14 protein-coding genes and 1 tRNA gene are annotated in these 17,769 nt (G+C 62.8%); 10 read left to right on the top strand and 5 right to left on the bottom strand.

All coding sequences use genetic code 11. The features are described from left to right. Positions 1–814 precede the first annotated feature (814 nt). From EDE08_RS38720 to EDE08_RS33615, 5 genes are read left to right on the top strand one after another with little or no spacing between them, the layout of a single operon-like run. A complete protein-coding gene (locus EDE08_RS38720) occupies positions 815–1,651 on the top strand; it encodes a hypothetical protein (protein WP_165936315.1) in 837 nt (278 codons plus the stop codon). Between the two features lie 32 nt (positions 1,652–1,683). Continuing rightward, complete coding sequence (locus EDE08_RS33630; protein ID WP_131873652.1) at positions 1,684–1,956, top strand: hypothetical protein; 273 nt, start codon at positions 1,684–1,686, stop codon at positions 1,954–1,956. Beyond that, positions 1,953–4,385: an integrase catalytic domain-containing protein gene (locus tag EDE08_RS33625; RefSeq protein ID WP_131873654.1), complete on the top strand. Its 2,433-nt coding sequence runs from the start codon at positions 1,953–1,955 to the stop codon at positions 4,383–4,385. The genes EDE08_RS33630 and EDE08_RS33625 overlap by 4 nt, the downstream gene beginning before the upstream one ends. 6 nt (positions 4,386–4,391) lie before the next feature. Further along, entirely contained in the window at positions 4,392–5,351 is a 960-nt protein-coding gene (locus EDE08_RS33620; protein WP_131873655.1) for an ATP-binding protein, read from the top strand. 5 nt (positions 5,352–5,356) lie between these two features. Next, positions 5,357–7,843, top strand: a complete 2,487-nt coding sequence (locus tag EDE08_RS33615) for a hypothetical protein (protein WP_131873657.1) — start codon at positions 5,357–5,359, stop codon at positions 7,841–7,843. A 405-nt stretch (positions 7,844–8,248) separates the two neighbouring features. Here EDE08_RS33615 and EDE08_RS33610 read toward each other — a convergent pair. Continuing rightward, positions 8,249–8,324 (bottom strand) — tRNA-Ile (locus EDE08_RS33610). Positions 8,325–8,684: 360 nt separating this feature from the next. Continuing rightward, positions 8,685–9,659, bottom strand: coding sequence for a Bug family tripartite tricarboxylate transporter substrate binding protein (locus EDE08_RS33605; RefSeq protein WP_131873659.1), 975 nt, complete (start codon positions 9,657–9,659; stop codon positions 8,685–8,687). A 106-nt stretch (positions 9,660–9,765) separates the two neighbouring features. Here EDE08_RS33605 and EDE08_RS33600 point away from each other — a divergent pair, with 106 nt between their 5' ends. Then, entirely contained in the window at positions 9,766–10,740 is a 975-nt protein-coding gene (locus EDE08_RS33600; RefSeq protein ID WP_131873661.1) for a TAXI family TRAP transporter solute-binding subunit, read from the top strand. Positions 10,741–10,868: 128 nt separating this feature from the next. Here the strand turns inward: EDE08_RS33600 and EDE08_RS33590 are convergent, their stop codons facing one another. The 3 genes from EDE08_RS33590 to EDE08_RS33580 form a co-directional block, all read right to left on the bottom strand. Beyond that, positions 10,869–12,083, bottom strand: a complete 1,215-nt coding sequence (locus EDE08_RS33590) for an ABC transporter substrate-binding protein (RefSeq protein WP_131873665.1) — start codon at positions 12,081–12,083, stop codon at positions 10,869–10,871. A 99-nt stretch (positions 12,084–12,182) separates the two neighbouring features. Further along, positions 12,183–13,076 (bottom strand): substrate-binding domain-containing protein, encoded by an 894-nt coding sequence (locus tag EDE08_RS33585; protein ID WP_131873667.1) that lies wholly within the window; start codon positions 13,074–13,076, stop codon positions 12,183–12,185. An 18-nt stretch (positions 13,077–13,094) separates the two neighbouring features. Next, complete coding sequence (locus EDE08_RS33580) at positions 13,095–13,331, bottom strand: hypothetical protein (protein WP_131873669.1); 237 nt, start codon at positions 13,329–13,331, stop codon at positions 13,095–13,097. A 30-nt stretch (positions 13,332–13,361) separates the two neighbouring features. On the opposite strand from EDE08_RS33580, the gene EDE08_RS33575 reads away from it, so the two are divergent. The 4 genes from EDE08_RS33575 to EDE08_RS33560 all read left to right on the top strand — a co-directional run bounded on the left by EDE08_RS33575 (position 13,362) and on the right by EDE08_RS33560 (position 17,768). Continuing rightward, positions 13,362–14,189 carry an ABC transporter substrate-binding protein gene (locus tag EDE08_RS33575; protein WP_131873671.1) on the top strand — a complete coding sequence of 276 codons (828 nt, stop codon included), beginning with the start codon at positions 13,362–13,364 and terminating at the stop codon, positions 14,187–14,189. A 54-nt stretch (positions 14,190–14,243) separates the two neighbouring features. Beyond that, positions 14,244–15,350 (top strand): molybdopterin-binding protein, encoded by a 1,107-nt coding sequence (locus EDE08_RS33570; protein ID WP_131873673.1) that lies wholly within the window; start codon positions 14,244–14,246, stop codon positions 15,348–15,350. A gap of 12 nt (positions 15,351–15,362) precedes the next feature. Beyond that, on the top strand, positions 15,363–17,315 hold the full coding sequence (locus EDE08_RS33565; RefSeq protein WP_131873675.1) for a molybdopterin biosynthesis protein: 1,953 nt from the start codon (positions 15,363–15,365) through the stop codon (positions 17,313–17,315). A 153-nt stretch (positions 17,316–17,468) separates the two neighbouring features. Continuing rightward, on the top strand, positions 17,469–17,768 hold the full coding sequence (locus EDE08_RS33560; RefSeq protein WP_131873677.1) for a hypothetical protein: 300 nt from the start codon (positions 17,469–17,471) through the stop codon (positions 17,766–17,768). Position 17,769 lies beyond the last annotated feature (1 nt).

The raw sequence follows: 17,769 nt of genomic DNA, 5'->3' as shown, positions 1-17,769 counted from the left end.
CGCCCCATTTCACGGATTCGTTACCGGCGGCAAGATCTGGTCGATAGCGCAAGGATTCGTAGCACCTCCGAGCAGGAAATATGCGGTGATCGTCTCGATCGATTTCTATAAAAGCGAATCAGTAACTGTCGAGCAAACTTAAGATTTTTAGCGCGACAGTTATTCGAATCCTTGCATCGGGTCGTGAGCCAACGAACATTCCGTACCGGCTTACATTGGGGTGAGGTCTGGAGTTGGTTTCAAGGATTCGACTGCTTAACTCCTTGATCCGCCGATAATTTTCCTTGCCGAAGGTGCGGCCCGTTCAGTAGACTTTGGCCTGCGATGCGGAGCGCCTAACAAGCGGTGTTCCACGGCCGGAGGCACAGCAACGCTGCCGCCAATATCGACGGGGCAGTTTAATCGTCCTCGTCATTTGAAAAAGGCTGAACCACCAAAGCTGGTGAAGGCTTTTGCCTGCGTGCAGGCAAGGCAATAGAGCTCTGTTGTGCGGAGGTGATGATGTGATCAAGGAATCCTCAGCCCCGATTAGAGAAGTCGAGCGCGACCGCTGCCTCTGGATGCCGGACGGAGATTAATCCAGCAGCGCTGGCGCTGCCCATTGAGCACGCGGGTAATCGGAAAGTGGCCTGGCCTGCACCGTCGAAAGCATCGTTCGGGTCGATCCGCCCGCCGGTGAGTGGGCAAGCTTTCACGCCGTGGCAGGAAGATCATGGGAGTCGACCAAGTCGAACGCTTTGCGCCACGTACGGGAGGAACTACGCCTTTTATAATCGCGAAATTCAACGTTTGTACGCGTGTGAGGGCACTTAATATGAACGGCTTGCGCAAGCTGATCCTCAAACGAGAGGTCGAGCTTCTCAACGAACGAACCTTCGCAACCATCCAGGAATCGGACACGGGCGGACCGGTACGCCCGCTGATCACCGGACGCGAACCGCATCCGACAGGGCGTCCGCTTTGCATTAAGGCTGGCCACCGTTCGCTGCCCTGGGAGTCCATGAAGGTCGAATACCCTTTCATGGAAATCGTCGAGGTTGCCAGTCCGGTGCGGTATTTTATGAGCCAACCGCACAAGCTGACGATGAGGGTCACCAGGTTTGCAACGACTCTCGATTTTTTTCCCGACTTCGAACTCATCGCGGATGCACGGTTCGTATGCGCATTGAACAAAGGCGCGCCGTTCTGGCTCGCGGCGATGCAGTGGAAGCCCGACGGGTCGCCGTTCGACGGCCGCCATCTCGTCGTTGAAGCGAAAGAGGACAATGATCGTCGGAATAAGGATCCTGATTACCAGCACAAGCTCGAGCTGGCGAAGGACGTATACGGTCGCATCGGCTACTCGTTCTTCACGATCTTTCGTTCTCGCGACCTTCCCACGGCGGGCGATTGGACCGCTGGTCACGAAGTATGGCTCGATCGGAAGACCGCGGTAACCGCGATCGACGTCGCCCGCGTCGTGCACGTGCTGACGGCGGTGGGGGGCTCGGCTCCGTACTCGACCGTGGCGGCGGCGATCGCGGCAGGTCCTGCCGGACGTGCCGCGCTCGCGGCGTTGCACGTCCGCCGGATGGTCAGCATAGATCTGACGATAGACATCAAGCGTGATCCGACCGTGCGCTTGATGAACGATGGTGGAGCGCTGTTGTGACGTTCCATTGCCTCGAACCGAAAGGAAAGCCGATGTCGTTTCGCGCGCTCGAAAGGTTGTCGAAGGCTGAATTGTTGTCGTTCTTGGTTTCTCGATACGACGCCGATCCCGTCGCACGCAGCAATGCGGCGTTATCCAGATTCATCGACGAGATTCTCGAAGGTGCCGATCTCGATTGGCGGCCTTCGCCGAGAAGGTTGTGCCGCGCGTTACAGAGGCGCGGCGATCCCAAGCGCAACATGACATTGGTATTGGGTAACGATTCCCGCGTTCCGCCGGCCGACGACGGTGAAGCGCTGCCATGACAGCCATACAGATACTGAAGCGTCCTGACCTGAACGGCGGGCCGCCGGCTGCCGACGATCATATCGATCTGACTCTGCTCGATGTCACGGTCGACGAGCCCTATGCCGTCTGGCTGAACGACGAACCTGCGCCCGTTACGCTGGAATTCAAGAAACTATATACCAACGGCGTTCTGAAGTTCGTGAGAGCTTCCACCGACCTCGAAGTGTTCATCCCGACGGATGAATGGGAAACCATGCGGTCCGACGGCCGCGCTTGCCGCATTCAGGTCGTGGGCCGCGGTGCCGGAGCGATCGAAGACATCGACCCCCTGAGCCTGCTCAATCCCGACGAGCCGAACATTAAGCCTGTGGAAAAGAAGAAGCGTTTGCTGGCGAAAAAGCGGCTCGATGAGGCTCGCGTTCTTCGCTTCCTGGCGATGGCATACGACGAGACGCCAGCGGGCTACGGTCACAAGGGCGTTAACGATTTCATCAAGACCGCGCTGGAGGGCACCAATTTCGGATGGACGCCTTCCGCGGGTGCGCTGCTTCGCGCGCTCGAGCGCTGCGGCGAGCCCGGGAATCGTTCCTTGTCCGCCTTCTTGAGCAAGCGCGGGCAGAAGCATGGAGGTCAGCGCTGGCCGGACCGCGTCCTCGAATACGCCGTCGAAATGAACGCGACGTTTTGGGCGAAACGGGAAGAGCGCCGTTGCGGCGTCATCGCCGAGTTCTACGATCGCTTGAAAAAGGAAAACGAACGACGCCAGGTCGAAGTGGCCAAGCTGAACGAGACGCGCAGCGAGAGGGGGCTCCCCCATCTGCGCGCCGAGGAGATTTCGTTCGATCTGAAAGCGCTTCCCCGCCCGTCGAAGGAAACGCTCCGTCTCTGGATCAACGCGGGCGAAAACTACTGGTCCTGCAAGGCCAAGTACGGCGAAGAAAGGGCGCGACGTCGTTTCATCGGTCGTGGTCGTCCGATCAAGGCGACGAGAGCCCTCGAATTCGTGATGATCGATCATACCAGGATCGACGCGTGGGCCGTGATCTACGACGAGGACGGCGTGAAGGTGCTCGTCGAACGTCCTTGGCTGACCCTCGCCTTAGACGTCTATTCGCGGATGATTGTAGGCGCCGTCATCACGTACGAAAATCCGTCAGTCTATTCGGCTCTCCTCTGCCTGCGTCAGGTCGTTCGTAGGAAGAACTTCCTCATCGATCGCTTCGGACATCACAAGGGGGCTACGGACGGTTGGGGCAAGCCCGGTACGGTCATCGTCGACAATGGGTGGGAATTTGTCGGAATGAGCTTCCAGGTCTGCTGCGAAGCATGTGGCATCGATGTGATCTGGGCGCCCGTTAAGTCCGGGGAATTCAAGAGCTACGCCGAGCGTGCATTCGGCACGCTCAACACGATGCTGTGGCATAGGCTTGAAGAGGGGATTCCGCTCAAGCCAGACGAGATGAGTGCGCTCAACCTGCATCCTGAGATCAAGGCTATCCACACGAAAGAGTGGCTCTTCGACAAGATGTGGGCGGCGATCGTCACGATCTACCACGTCGAGCCGCACGGGGAGGAGCAGATTGTGCCCGCCATTCGATGGCGTGCCAGCCTGCTCGACAAGGGGAGGTGGACTGTCGACGACGTCACCGAGTTGGACAAGGTGCTCGGTCGGTCCGACATCGTCCTCCTGACTGCAGAGGGCGTCAGGTTACACAACCACCGCTTCCACGACCAGGTCATCACAACTGCATTGTTGGACCGGCTGCTTCGCTTCGCCAAGAAGCGGGATCAGCGGAAAGGACCAAAGTCGAGTGGCACCATTCCCCTGCTATGCACGTGGGATTCGTCCGACTGCTCCTTCATCCACGTTTGGGATTTCGTCCAGAAGAAGAATGTCAGGCTGCCGAACATTCATCCGAAATTTTCGAGCGGACTCTCGTGGAAGACCGCGGCGGAAATCATGAAGTTCAGGGACGAACGGAATTTGGCGTTCCATACCGACGACGAACGTTACGCCGCGCGGGCGGCCTTCAGCCGCACGCTCAGGGAGAAGATTCCATTCATCCCGTATCGTGATGCGCGCAAGACTGCGGCCGAACTCGACCGTCCGCAGCTGGTCGACGGCGACACCGTGGTGCGCGTGAAGGCGCCGCCACCGATCGACGGATCCGAGCCGACGGATATTCCGCAGGGCTTGCCCGCGCGGGAACGTGAGGACGACCGCTTGCGCGACAAGGCACCTCGCAGAGGCGGCGCTGCCGCGTCGCGGAAAGCCAACAAGTATCGTGCCCGGAACCAAGCCCGTAGGGATGCGGAACGCGCCAGCGTGAGCGATCCGGTCAAGAAGCCGGAAAAGCAGGGAGGTGAGATCGCGGCATCGTACGCGATGACCACGGAGGAGTCGCTGGCCAGGTTGGCGGCTCTCAAAAAGAAAATGGGGGCTTAGTGGGCTATGTCCAAAAGGGGGAAGATATGGTCGGCCTTCAACGACATCCGCATATTCAACGCCAGGCTCCTTGATGCTCACGATATATTCGACGATCTGAGACAGGTCACTCGCGAGTCGCCTAACGAACCGAAACGTTGCGCCACGATATTCGCTCCGACGCATAGCGGCAAGAGCATGTGCGTGAAGACGTATCTCGAGACGAGGGTCGTGGACGAGGCGATCAAGCGCGGGCTATTTCCCAAGGATGTGGAACGTAAAGAGATCGCGAGCAAGCAGCGTATCGTCGTCTATATCACTTTAGAAGGCGTGACGACGATCAAGAATCTCGCCGAGGAAATTCTTCGCGCCTTGAACGTCGAAGCGGAAGGCAATACCCAGCAACTCCTTAAGTTGTGCTACGATCATATCCTTGCGCTAGGAGTGGAATTGATCATCGTTGACGAAGTTCAGCATCTAAAGCCGACGAAGCAGCGCAGCAAGTTTGCCGAGAGGCATGAAAACGATGCCGGCATCGCGAACACGCTCAAGGTCATGCTGATCCGCGGCGTGTGCCCCATGGTTTTCATTGGCGTGACGGAAGCCCGCACCCTGTTGCTCGGCGACGACCAGCTCGACGGCCGGGTCTTGGAAGAAATTTCATTTGATCGCTTGGACTACGGTGTCGCCGCTCAGCGCGAGATGTTCATCGAGTATTGCGGCATGCTCGGCCTGAAGCTGAAGGAGCATGGCATGTTCGAGGAGGACTCCAACTTTCTCGATGGCGACATCCCCGCGTGCCTGTACGTCGTGTCGGGAGGCCGTGTCGGCTATGTTTCGCGCGTTGTCGAACAGGCGGCCGTCGTAGCCGCGAGGGCTGGAAGCCCCTGCGTCTTGCGCTCGCATCTCGAGGCAGCAGTGAACAAGTGGGCGATTCCGCGCATCATCGACTACAATCCCTTCGCAACCGGCGTGCGTAAGGCCTAGCGGAAGTGAAATTCGCTTTCCCCGTCGATCCGATACCGGACGAGTGCCTCGGCGGACTCGTTCTGCGAGCCACTGCGGCCAATTTCCGCCGAAATCCCCTAAGGGCCTTGCATCGGATAGGTGTCGTTACGCATGCGCCGCAGTCCCTTTGCAGTCGCTCGCCCGCCCTCGCCAAGACAATAGCGGATTTCGTTGGCACGGCGGACGTCGCGAGCGTGGCGGCAAAGTTTCATCCACGACTGGAGGGGAAAAGTAGTAGGATAGATTTCTTCGGAGAGCCGCTTCGTGCGTTCTATCGTGATGCCCAACGGCGTCGCGTTTCCCCACGGGCGCTCAAAATCGGTGAATGGATGCGCGCTCTTTGGTCTGTAAAATTGTTCGGGTTCGATCCTGTCACAAAGGAAGTTTTGATCGATTCCTGCCCGGTATGCGGCAAGCTGCTCGGGTGGACACTCACCTACGGAGTTGCCTTTTGCGATCATTGCTATCGCCCGGAGGAGTTCCTGGGCGCAATCTGGAAGTACCCGGGAGTGGATTTGCGTGACTTCCCGCAGCCGCTCGTCGAGGTCGATGATACCCAGGCCCTGGATTTTGTAACGAACTTGATCGACCCGGCGCCGGGGAAGAAAGAGGCCGCTCGGCGGCTCGTGCCAGAAATGTGGTCCCCCTTGTCGAACGGAGAAATCTTCGAGGTTGTGGTCCACTTCGCGAGCATGCAAAACGCCGAACGCTGGGATGCAGAGCGCAAGGGTATCCGCAGAAGAACGAAGTCTGGAGAGGGGTGGGAAAAGTTTGAGCCCGAGGTGTTGTCAGTAGCGGGGCGGGCTCTTCTCGATGGGCGTGCGGGCCTCGACCGGTTCGGCGACTTCCTACGTTGCCAAAGTCGCGACAAGCCCCGCGAGAAAACCTATGGTTGGCTGTGCGAACTCGGGCCGCTCGGCGTCATGGACCCGAACCTGAGTACTTCAGCGAGAAAGATACTCGGCGACGCTGTGGCGGCTTATTTCGAATCGCGTCGCGACCCCGACATGAAGCCGATGGCCTATCTCGCCGAGAAATACGGTGTCCACCGGTCGGGGCTTAGCGCTCTCGCCAGAAGCGGTGTGATTCCGGCGATCACGTTTGACAACCTTGAACAAGCTCCCGTCCTAGTCTCGGAGAAGGCCCTGAAGCCGATCGTGGAGCGGAAGCGGGAGGTGATCTCCGGAACGTTGGCTGCACCTAGGATCGGCGTCCATCTGAAGGACCTCGAAGAACTCGAAAGGCTTGGACTCATCGTTCGTGTCGATGGCCCAGTGCTCAAGCTTCTGCAATCGTCCGTCTACTACACAAAGAGTTCCGTCGAGGCCGTGGTCACGAAGATCTCGCAGAATGCAATGCTCGACAAGGGCGGCGATGCCATCAGGATGAGGGTCGCTCTGCGGTCGCTCGGGGCCCGAAGTGTGCCATGGGCAATGCTCGTGGCGGCGATCGTCGATGGCCGCCTGACCGTGACCACCATGAAGCCATCCGCCAGTTCGCTGGGTGAACGGCTTGCGGTTCGCGACGTGGGCTTGTTGCAGAAGTTGGTCAAGGCACATCTGACCGAAGGTCCCGTATCGGCCGAATGGGTGTCCAAGTTCGAGGCGGCGGAATTGTTGGGCACGAACGATGTAGCGGTCTGGCGCTTGGCGAAGGTCGGAAAGCTGAAGCAGTACGATCTCGCACCAGCGAATTCGCCCTTCAAGCGTATTGAAGTCGAAAAGCTGGCGAAAGAAACGATCTTCACGCCAGAGATCGTTCGGATCGGCCGATTCCGGACTTATCGCGAAGCGTCGAAGTGGCTCGGGAAGCATGGGCTTAACCCTGTCCTCCAACTCAAGCAGGCCGGGTGGAAGGTGTATGCTCGTGAGAACGTCGAGAGGGCTCTGAAAGCCAAAGTCCAAGATATGCCGAAGCCCAACCTGCCTCCTGGTCGCCCGAAAGGCTTTCTTCACGGACCGGAATCGCCGGAGGGACATGAGGCCGCGACGCGGGAAGTGCAAGACCGGTCACGAATCGGCTTTGCGACCGCGGCCGCTGTGCTCGGTTGCTCGATTTTTGCTATTCAGAGATTGGTTGCCATCGGAAAGCTGTGTGCCGAAGAAACGGTTACCCCGTTCGAACGCCGACATGTCGAGGCGCTAGCGAAAAGGGCCATTTTCCTACCGGAGATCATGGCGCGCTCGGGATATAAGCTACACCGGAACGTCATGAAATGGCTGAATGCCAACAAAGTCCGGCCAATGCTCTGGCTTAAGAAGAACAAGGTGCCGATGTTCGATCGGAGAAGCGTCGAAAAGTTCCTGGAACGGCCCATCTCTATAGGAAGAGCTTATCCGAAAGAGACAAAGCGCAGGCTGCTTTTTATAGTCGATAGTGGGAGCAGCGTTCATCAAGCGTCGAAGATTTGCGATGTCACATACCCGACTGCAAAAGCTTGGGTTAGGGCAAGGCGAAACGCTACTTCTTGAGACGCCGGTCGTTCGTTTGTCGGACGCATTCTAGTAGATCGGAAAATCTCTCAGGCGAGCCAGTGCGCCAAAGCTTCGCCCAAAAGCTGCGATCTCGAAATTCGGTCGGACCGAGTCTTCTAGCGTAGCACGATCCAATTCGCGGAGTGGCGCGTCTTAGGATGGCCCTCCTCGCTTGGATCACTTCGGGAGGGAGGATTTATCACTTCGTCGGCACTTTTGCTAATCTAGGCCTCACCCGGCGCCCGGAAGGCGGGAATGGCCGGGGCCAATCACATCATTCATCAAAATCGACTCGGGATTTCTTGGAAATCGGCGAAATCGACTCATGATTCTTGGGAAATCGAGTCACGGTCCTTTGGAAACGACTCGGACCAAATTTGGCGCGACACGAAGGGCGAAGCGTGGTGGGCCCGGCAGGACTCGAACCTGCAACCAGACCGTTATGAGCGGCCGGCTCTAACCATTGAGCTACAGGCCCCGCCGCGGGGCGGCCGCTTTGATCGCGGCCGGCAACGGTGCGCGGTTCGTTTACAGGGCCTGAGGCGGGGGTGCAATCCTCAAGCGTTTTCAAGGCGATCCAGGGGAGCGCTAGGTTGCGCGGAACGCGCGGCGCGATGATAGTCGTCGAATTCGGAATAGTCGCATTCTGCCACTGTTTTGCCCGACGAGTCAAAGGACGAGGCGGTCGGCGGGTGCCTGTGCGTGACGCTTCGTTAAGCCCCTGCGATTGCTCGGGTCTTCTACTGTGCATGGGGTTGTTTTCGCACTTTTGTTGTGAGGAGGCCTGTTGGCCCCCTCACAACGTTGTTGCCGGCGCACGGCGCGGCGGCGGCGCCGCCTAGTCCACCGACACCCCGGCGAACTCGACCACCTTGCGCCACTTCTCGGTCTCGCTCGCGACCAGCTTGCCGAACTCGGCCGGCGTCATCGGCTTGGGGATGCCGCCGGTCTCGGCGAGCTTTGCCACCAGCTTCGGATCCTTCAGCGCTTCGCCGACGGCCTTGTTGAGGATCTCGATCACTTCGGGCGGGGTGCCCTTCGGCGCGGAGATGCCGTAGAAGCCGACCGATTCGAATCCCGGCACGGTCTCGGCGATCGCGGGCACGTCGGGCACGCTCGGCCAGCGTTGCGGCGAGGTCACGCCCAGCGCGCGGACGGTGCCGCCTTTCACCTGCTCCATCGCCGAGGGCAGATTGTCGAAGATCAGCTGCACCTTGTTGGAGATGATGTCGGGGAAGGCGATGGCCGAGCCGCGATAGGGCACGTGCACCATGTCGCACTTCGTCATCACCTTGAACAGCTCGGCCGACATGTGCACCGAGGTGCCGTTCCCGGAGGAGGCATAGGAGATCTTGCCGGGGTTGGCGAGGCAGTAGTCGATGAACTCCTTCACCGTCTTCGGCGGGAACGCGTTCGAGACGACCAGCATGTTGGTGAGCTGCATGATGCTGGCCACCGGCACGGTGTCGCGCAGGAAGTCGAACGGCAGCTTCTTGTAGAGCGAGGTCGAGATCGCGTTGTTGGGCGCGACGAACAGCAGCGTGTAGCCGTCCGGCGGCGAATTGATCGCGGCGGCGGCGGCGATGTTGCCGCCGGAGCCGGTGCGGTTCTCGACGATGACCTGCTGCCCGAGCCGCTCCGACAGCCACTGCGCCATGATCCGCGCGACGATGTCGACCGGGCCGCCGGCGGAAAAGCCGATCAGCCAATGTATCGGGCGGTCGGGATAGGCGGCGGAGGCGGGAGGGGTGGTGCCGAAAAGACCGAGGAGGATTGCGAGCCCGAACAACCCGTGACGCAAATTTCGCACCATGACGTCTCCCATTGCTTTATTGTCGTTGGCTGCATGCTTTCACAAAATCGGGTCGCTGCCTATATCGTCGCAAGTCGGTGTTGACGCAGGTCTGCCAGGAGCGACCATGAGATTCGCTATGATCCTTCTCGGTGCGGCGCTGCTCGCAAGTCCCGCTGCCGCCCAAACCGGAGGCGCGGCCATTCCGACCACGACGATCAGCCAGACAATCAGCCTCGGCACCGCGACGCCCGGCGGCGGCTTTCCGCTCTATGGCAACGCCTTTGCCGAGGTGATGAACGCGGCCGATCCGCAGATGTCCATCGTCCCGCGCAACACCAGGGGCAGCAACGAGAACATCCCGCTGCTCGAGAAAGGCGAGCTCGATCTCGCGCTGGTCGCGGGCGAGCCGGCCTATGAGGCCTTTGCCGGCATCGGTCGCGCACCCGTGCGGCTGAAGATCCTCACGGCGATCTATTCCAACCCCGGCATGTTCGTGGTGCGCGCGGATAGTCCCTACAGGACGATCCGCGATCTCGTCGGCCAGCCCGTCGCGTTCGGCGCAAAAGGCTCGGGCCTGCCGATCCTGGCGCGCTATGTGCTGGACGGGCTCGGCCTGAAGCAGGACGAGGACTTCAGGGCGATCTATCTCGACCGCGCCGGCGATGGCCCCGCGATGGTCGAGGATGGCCGCGTCGCCGCGCTGTGGGGCGCCGGCATCGGCTGGCCCGGCTTTGCCGCGGTGGCATCGAGCGCCTCAGGCGCGCGCTTCATCGCGCCGAGCACTGAGGAGATGACGCGCATCCGCGCCAGGCACGCCTTCCTCAAGCCGCTCACCGTGCCGGCGGGCAGCTATCCGAACCAGACGGAGCCGATTGCTTCGCTGGGGTCGTGGAGCTTCATCCTCGCGCGCGAGGATCTGCCCGACGATGTCGCCTACCGCCTCGCGAAGACGCTGCATGGCGTCGAGGCGACGTTCTGCAGGAAGCTCGCCCAGGCCTGCGAGACCAATGCGGCGAACACCGTCGCGGCAGCGCCGAGGCTGGAGCTGATCCATCCGGGCGTGATGAAGTATTTTCGCGAGATCGGGGTGAAAAAATAGGACGCAGCCACACCCGCTGCCGTCATGGCCGGGCTTGACCCGGCCATCCACGCGTCACCGAGATTAAGGAGAGACGTGGATGCCCGGGACAAGCCCGGGCATGACGAGTTGTGTGCTTTGCGAGACCGTTATTTTTTCACCAGCGGGCACGCGGGGTCCGGCGGGCCGAACGCCTTGTCGCCGGAGATCGTGGTGAGGATCTTGTAATAGTCCCACGGATATTTGCTCTCCTCCGGCGTCTTCACCTGCACCAGCCAGAGGTCGTGCACCATCAGATTGTCCTCGCGCAGTTTTCCGTTGCGGGCGAAGAAATCCTCGATCGGCTTCTCCCGCATCTTGGCTGCGACCTTGAGCGGATCGTCGGTGCCGGCCGCCTTGATGGCGTTGAGATAGTGCATCACGCTGGAATAGACGCCGGCCTGCCACATCGACGGCATCTTGTTCATCTTGGCGAAATAGCGCTTCGACCATTCGCGGGTCTTGTCGTCCATGTCCCAGTAGAACGACGTGGTCAGGAGCAGGCCTTGCGCCGCCTGCAGGCCGAGGCCGTGGATGTCGGTGATCAGCGCGAGCAGCGCCGCCATCTGCTGGCCGCCCTTGAACACGCCGAACTCGGCGCCGGTCTTGATCTCGTTCATGTTGTTGGGGGGACCGGCGGCAATGCCGATGATCTTGGCCTTGGAGGCCTGCGCCTGCAGCACGAAGGAGGAGAGGTCGGGCGTCGCCAGCGGCGGCCGCACCGAGCCCAGCACCTTGCCGCCATTGGCGGTGACGACGGCGGAGGCGTCGCGCTCCAGCGAGTGGCCGAAGGCGTAGTCATCGGTGATGAAGAACCAGCTGTCGCCGCCGCGCTTGACCACCGCATCCGCGGTGCCGACCGCGAGCGCGCGGGTGTCGAACACCCATTGGATCGCGTAAGGCGAGCAGAACTTGCCGTGGAAATCGGCGGTGCCGGTGGAATGGGTGATGAACAGCCGCTTCTTCTCGTTGGCGATGTTCTGCACCGCGAGCCCGACCGCGGAGACCGGAACGTCGACGATCAGATCGACCTGCTCGACGTCGTACCAGCGCCGCGCGAGCGAGGCGCCGATATCGGCCTTGAGCTGGTGGTCGCCGATCACGACGCTGATCGGCTTGCCGAGCACGGTGCCGCCGAAATCGTCGATCGCCATCTGCGCCGCCGTCACCGAGCCCTGGCCGGTCGGCGCGGAGGCGGGACCGTTCATGTCGGTGAGCACGCCGATCTTGACGACGTCGTCGGAGACCTGCGCCATTGCGGCACCCGGCAGCAATGCCGTCACCAAGGCAGCCGCGACCGGCAGTCCAAATCTGGTTGGATTCACGCTTGTCCTCCCTGAGCCGGCTCGTTGGCCGGTGTTGCGTCCGGGTACGGCCCGGCTGAATTGGTTTCTTTTGCAACTATTCGGGGGTGGGCGTCAACGTCAGGCCGCGAAGCGGATCCGTCCTGCGGGCGAGGGATCGTAGCCGGTCAGTTCCTCGGCGCGCTGGCGCAGCCGCCGCTCGTTCAGGAAGCGGAGCATGGCCTGCATCGCCGGGCGGAAATAGCTGCGCTGCCGCATCGCGAGGTCGAGATTCTCCCAGACCAGCGGCACGAAATCGAGACCGGCCGAGCGCGCCGCGGCGCGGGTCGCGATGCCGCAATCGGCCTGGCCGGCGCGGACCAGTTCGGCGAGATCCGGCCCGGTCAGGGCCGACGTTTCGATGCGGCGCAGATCGCGCGTCGAGGCGCCCGCGCGCTTCAGGAGCACGTCGAGCAGCATCTGCGCGCCCGTGCCCTGTTGCCGCATCGCCATGCGGGCGCCGAGTGCGAGCACGTCGGTCAGGCCGTGCAGCCGCTTGGGATTGCCGTGCGGCAGCACCAGACCCTCTTCGCGGCGCACGAACGCGACCAGCACCACATCATGCAGGTCCGGCGTGGCCCGCAGGGCTTCGATACTGGCATCGCTGGCGAGATCGTCCGAGGCGGTCAAGGCGTGGAAGTGCACCGCCGCAGCCATCACCTCGTCGCGCTGCAGGCGCTCCAGCCCGCGCGCGCTGCCCTCGCTCATCGATCCCAGGCCAGAGCCGGATTCACGCAGGCTCCAATCCAACAGTTCGTCCTGGCTGCCGCCGACGACCGGCGGCGGCTCCGCGATCAACATGCCGGCCGGACGTGCCAGTCCCGACAGGACCCAGAGGTCGAGCTCGTGCCGCGGGAAGAGCCATTTCCCCGTCACTTTGGTGCAGGGGATCGCACCGGTGGTGACGAGTTCGTAAAGCTTGCGTTCGCCGAGCCGAAGATATTCGGCGGCTTCGCTGGTCGTCAGGAATTCCATCCTGCATTCCTATGCAAATTATTGCTTCTTTTTGACGCCCGACGCAGGTGGAATTCTGCATTTCAGATTTTTTGCCGGCGGGAACCATGCCCGATCATCTCGCCGCTTTGCAATACATCCCGCACGCGCGTTTCCTGCTTTGGTGAACGATCCTGAATCAATCGCTCGCGCGGTGCGCGCCGCGGCGTTGCCGAAATTTCCCGGCCAGGCCGCGCGAAGACGCGTCACGAGTGCGGCGCAATCGCTCATCATCATGATATCGTCATAGCCAAGGGAACCCCGATCATGGGCCGCCTGTCCGTTGTATTTGCGCTTCTCTGCGGGCTTGCCGCGGGCGTTGCGGCGTCATCCGCGGAGGACCGCGGCATCGTCCTCGCCACGACCACGGCGACGCAGGAGTCCGGCCTGCTCGATCATCTGCTGCCGATCTTCCGCGACAAGGCCGGCATCGAGGTCACCGTGATCGCGCGGCGCGCCGACGAAGTGCTCGACGGGGCGCGACGGGGCGAGATCGACGTCGTGCTGATGCACGCGCGGCCTCAGGAGGAGAAATTCGTCGCCGACGGATTTGGCGTGAAGCGCTACGACGTGATGTACAACGATTATGTGTTGATAGGGCCGAAGAGCGATCCCGCGGGCGTGAAGGGCAAGGACATTGCAACGGCGCTGAAGGCGATCGAAGCCAAGGGCGCGCCGTTCGTGACGCGCGGCGATCGGTCAGGCACCCACGCCGCGGAACTCGCGCTCTGGATCGTCGCCGGCATCGACATCGCCGCCGCCAAGGGCGCCTGGTATCGCGAGGCCGGGCAGGGCATGGCCTCGGCGCTCCACGCAGCGCGCGCCGCGAATGCATATGTTCTGGCGGACCGCGGCAGCTGGATCGCCTTCAAGGATCGCGGCGATCTCGACATCGTCGTCGAAGGCGACAGGCGCCTGCTCAACCAGTACGGCGTGATGCTGGTCAACCCTGAGAAGTTTCCGAACGTGAAGAAAGACCTCGGGCAGACCTTCATCGACTGGCTGACATCGCCGGAGGGGCAGACGGCGATCGCCGGCTACAAGGTCGATGGCCAGCAGCTGTTCTTCCCCAACTCCGACAGGTCGGGCGGTTGAAGCCCGCATCGCCGGCGGTTGCCAAAGCGGGCGATGCATGGTCCATCATGGCGCATGACCCAGCGCCTGCCGCCCTCGCTGACGCCGCTCGACACCGCCCTCGCCGCGTTGCTGCGAGGCGTTGATCCCGTCGCGCCGGTGGAGGTGCCGTGCGCAGAAGCGATCGGCTGCATCGCGGCGGGCACTCCGCTGCTTGGCGCCTATCCTTCGCGCGACATCGCCGCCGCGGACGGCTGGGCGCTTTGCGCCAACGATCTCGTCGGCGCGTCCTCTTATTCGCCGCTGCCTTTGACAGGCGTGCCGGTGTGGGTCGATGCCGGCGACGCGATGCCGGCAGGATCCGACTGTGTGCTCGATGCCGATGCCGTGGAGGTGTCGGGCTCTCTCGTGCAAGTGCTGGCGGAGGGCGTGCCCGGACAGGGGGGCCGGCGTGCCGGCAGCGACATCGCAGACGGCACGCCTGCCGGCGCCGAGGGCCATCCGATCGGTGCGGCCGATCTCTTGATGGCGCGCGTTGCGGGTCTGGAGAAGCTCGGCGTGCGGCGGCCCCGGCTGCACGTTGTCAATGTTCCGGGCGCAACGGCAACGATGCATATGGTCGCCGGGCTCGCGCGGGCAGCGGGACTCGATGTGGAAACGCGTCAAGCTCGGGCACGCGACGAAGCATCGATTGCCGATGTGCTTGATGCGTCCTCCTGCGATCTTCTACTGATGATCGGCGGCAGCGGCGTTGGCTGCCAGGACGCCGCCATCACGGCCCTGGCCCGGCGCGGTGCGGTGCTGGCGCACGGCCTTGCGCTCCAGCCCGGACGCACTGCCGCGGTCGGTCGGCTCGGACAGGTTCCCGTCGTCGCCTTGCCCGGCTCGCCCGATCATGCGCTTGCGGCCTGGCTCGCGCTCGTGCTGCCGCTGGTCGATCATCTGTCGGCGCGTCGGCCGCGCCGACGGGTGACCTTGCCGCTCGCGCGAAAAATCGCATCCGGTGTCGGCATCGCCGAGATCGCTTTGCTGGCCGGGGAACATCGCGCCTGGATGCCGCTTGCCGTGGGCGAATGGCCGCTTCAGGCCATCGCCCGTGCGGACGCGTGGCTGCTCATTCCCGCCAGTCACGAGGGATTTGCGGCAGGTACGCCCGTCGATGCCCATCTGTTGCGGGAATGATATGGCCCTGGCATGACGATGATCCCGAAATCACCGGACCGCAGCGCGCTCGAGCAGGAGCAGTTCCTCGATATCCTCTCGCGCGAGGAGGCCTTGGCGCGCTTCGAAGCGGCCTTGTTCCCGCGCGCGCTTTCGAGCGAATCGCGCAAGCTCGCTGCCGCGCTCGGTGCGGCACTCGCCGAAGACGTCACCGCGCCGATCGACGTGCCGCCGTTCGACCGGTCCAATGTCGACGGCTTTGCGGTGCGCGCCGCGGATCTTGCGGCGGCCGGCGAGGGCGCGCCCGTGCGCCTCGCGCTGAATGGCGAGACCATTCATTGCGGCACCGCGCCGACGCTGCAGGTGGCGGCGGGTACCGCGACGCCGATTGCCACCGGCGGTCCGCTGCCGCGCGGCGCCGATGCCGTGGTCATGGTCGAGCACACCCAGCCGGCCGGCCTCGATGCGATCGACGTCCGTCGTGCCGTCTCGCCGGGGCAGTTCGTCTCATACGCGGGATCCGACATCGCGCGCGGCGAGGCGCTGCTGCGCGCCGGCACGCTGATCGGCTCGCGCGAGATCGGCATGCTGGCGGCCTGCGGCATTGCCGAGGCGAGTGTCGTGCGCAAACCGCGGATTGCCGTGATCTCCACCGGCGATGAACTGGTTCAGCCCGGCCAGCCGCTCGCGCCTGCCGAAATCTACGATACCAACGGCGCCATCGTCGCGGCCGCGGTCGACGAGAATGGGGGCGAGGCCGTCTTCCTCGGTGCCATTCCCGACGATGAAGCCAGGCTCGACGCGGCCATGCGCCGCGCGCTCGCGGACTCCGACATGCTGGTGCTGTCGGGCGGTACGTCGAAAGGCGCGGGCGATCTCTCCCATCGCATCATCGGCCGGCTCGGCGCACCCGGCATCATCGCGCATGGTGTTGCGCTCAAGCCCGGCAAGCCGCTGTGCCTTGCGGTGTGCGACGGCAAGCCGGTGGTGATCCTGCCGGGCTTTCCGACCTCGGCGATGTTCACCTTCCATGACATGATCGTGCCGGTGCTGCGCAAGATGGCCGGCCTGCCGCCGCGCTCCGATGCCAAGGTGAATGCGACCGTGCCGGTGCGCATCGCCTCCGAGCTCGGTCGCACCGAATTCATCATGGTCTCGCTGGTCCAGGGCAGAGACGGCCTGATCGCCTATCCCTCCGGCAAGGGGTCCGGTGCGATCACGTCATTTGCGCAGGCGGACGGTTTCTTGCGCATCGATGCGCTGGCGGACCAGATGCCGGCCGGGACTGAAGCCGAAGTGACGCTGTTCACGCCGCATGTGCGCGTGCCCGATCTCGTCATCGTCGGCAGCCATTGCACCGGCCTCGATCTCGTCACCGCACCGCTCGCGCATGCCGGCTTGACGGTGCGCTCAATCGCGGTCGGCAGCCTCGGCGGGCTTGCGGCGGCCAGGCGCGGCGAATGCGACCTCGCGCCGATCCACTTGTTCGACGACAGAAGCGAGACCTACAACACGCCCTATCTCGTCGAAGGACTTGAGCTCGTCCCCGGCTGGCGGCGGATGCAGGGCATTGTGTTCCGCAAGGGCGACACACGCTTCGAAGGCCTGAACGCGAAGGATGCGATCACTGCCGCGCTCGCTGACTCCGCCTGCATCATGGTCAACCGCAACCAGGGCGCCGGCACACGCATCCTGATCGACCGGCTGCTCGGCGGCGTGCGGCCGGAGGGCTATTGGAACCAGCCGCGGTCGCACAACGCGGTGGCGGCGGCCGTCGCGCAGCACCGCGCCGACTGGGGCATGACCATCGCGCCGGTCGCCCATGCGGTCGGCCTCGGCTTCATTCCGCTGGCGGAAGAGCATTATGACTTCGCACTGGTTACTGCGCGCAAAGACCGGCGGGCCGTGCGGGCCTTTCTCGACGCACTCGGCTCGGAAGAGGCGCGCGCGGCGCTGGAGCGGGCCGGATTCCGGCCTGCTCGGTGACGTTGCAGGAGACCTCGCGACACGAGCAGGGTCTATGGTGATGGGGCTGGTGGGTGCCGATGGCGGCCTGAGCGGAGCGCTCCCGTGCTCGGTCTGGTCTAGGGCCATGAACTTAGACGGCCGCCGCAGCGACCAAGGGACGTGAGCCAGATCATGACCGCGTCAACATCCGCAAATTTCCGCAAGATTGCTGCACTCGTCGCAGCGGCCGGCACGCTGTTCTGGCTCTACACCTTCTACTTCATCGCTCATGTCCCGCCCGGGGACGGCACCGGCTTTCAATGGCTCGCGGTGTTTCCGCTGGGCATGATCTTCATGCTGTTCTTCGTGCCGGCCTGGCTGCTGATCGCGATCGGCCGCTTGCCGCGGTTCACCATCGTCGTCGGCCTCTGCGGCCTGGTTGCGTTCGCGATCATCTGGTCGCAGCTGCTCAACGAGTTTCCGAAATCTTGAA

It is taken from the genome of Bradyrhizobium sp. R2.2-H (assembly GCF_004346455.1).
GTDB classification, from domain to species: Bacteria; Pseudomonadota; Alphaproteobacteria; order Rhizobiales; family Xanthobacteraceae; genus Bradyrhizobium; species Bradyrhizobium diversitatis.
This window is presented reverse-complemented; position numbering and strand designations above follow the sequence as displayed.

Bases quoted from the DNA above. Each gene is read 5' to 3' on its own strand.
- EDE08_RS38720 (WP_165936315.1), top strand. From the start codon at position 815: ATGAACGGCTTGCGCAAGCTGATCCTCAAACGAGAGGTCGAGCTTCTC.
- EDE08_RS33630 (WP_131873652.1), top strand. From the start codon at position 1,684: ATGTCGTTTCGCGCGCTCGAAAGGTTGTCGAAGGCTGAATTGTTGTCG.
- EDE08_RS33625 (WP_131873654.1), top strand. From the start codon at position 1,953: ATGACAGCCATACAGATACTGAAGCGTCCTGACCTGAACGGCGGGCCG.
- EDE08_RS33620 (WP_131873655.1), top strand. From the start codon at position 4,392: ATGTCCAAAAGGGGGAAGATATGGTCGGCCTTCAACGACATCCGCATA.
- EDE08_RS33605 (WP_131873659.1), bottom strand. From the start codon at position 9,659: ATGGTGCGAAATTTGCGTCACGGGTTGTTCGGGCTCGCAATCCTCCTC.
- EDE08_RS33600 (WP_131873661.1), top strand. From the start codon at position 9,766: ATGAGATTCGCTATGATCCTTCTCGGTGCGGCGCTGCTCGCAAGTCCC.
- EDE08_RS33585 (WP_131873667.1), bottom strand. From the start codon at position 13,076: ATGGAATTCCTGACGACCAGCGAAGCCGCCGAATATCTTCGGCTCGGC.
- EDE08_RS33580 (WP_131873669.1), bottom strand. From the start codon at position 13,331: ATGATGATGAGCGATTGCGCCGCACTCGTGACGCGTCTTCGCGCGGCC.
- EDE08_RS33575 (WP_131873671.1), top strand. From the start codon at position 13,362: ATGGGCCGCCTGTCCGTTGTATTTGCGCTTCTCTGCGGGCTTGCCGCG.
- EDE08_RS33570 (WP_131873673.1), top strand. From the start codon at position 14,244: ATGACCCAGCGCCTGCCGCCCTCGCTGACGCCGCTCGACACCGCCCTC.
- EDE08_RS33565 (WP_131873675.1), top strand. From the start codon at position 15,363: ATGACGATGATCCCGAAATCACCGGACCGCAGCGCGCTCGAGCAGGAG.
- EDE08_RS33560 (WP_131873677.1), top strand. From the start codon at position 17,469: ATGACCGCGTCAACATCCGCAAATTTCCGCAAGATTGCTGCACTCGTC.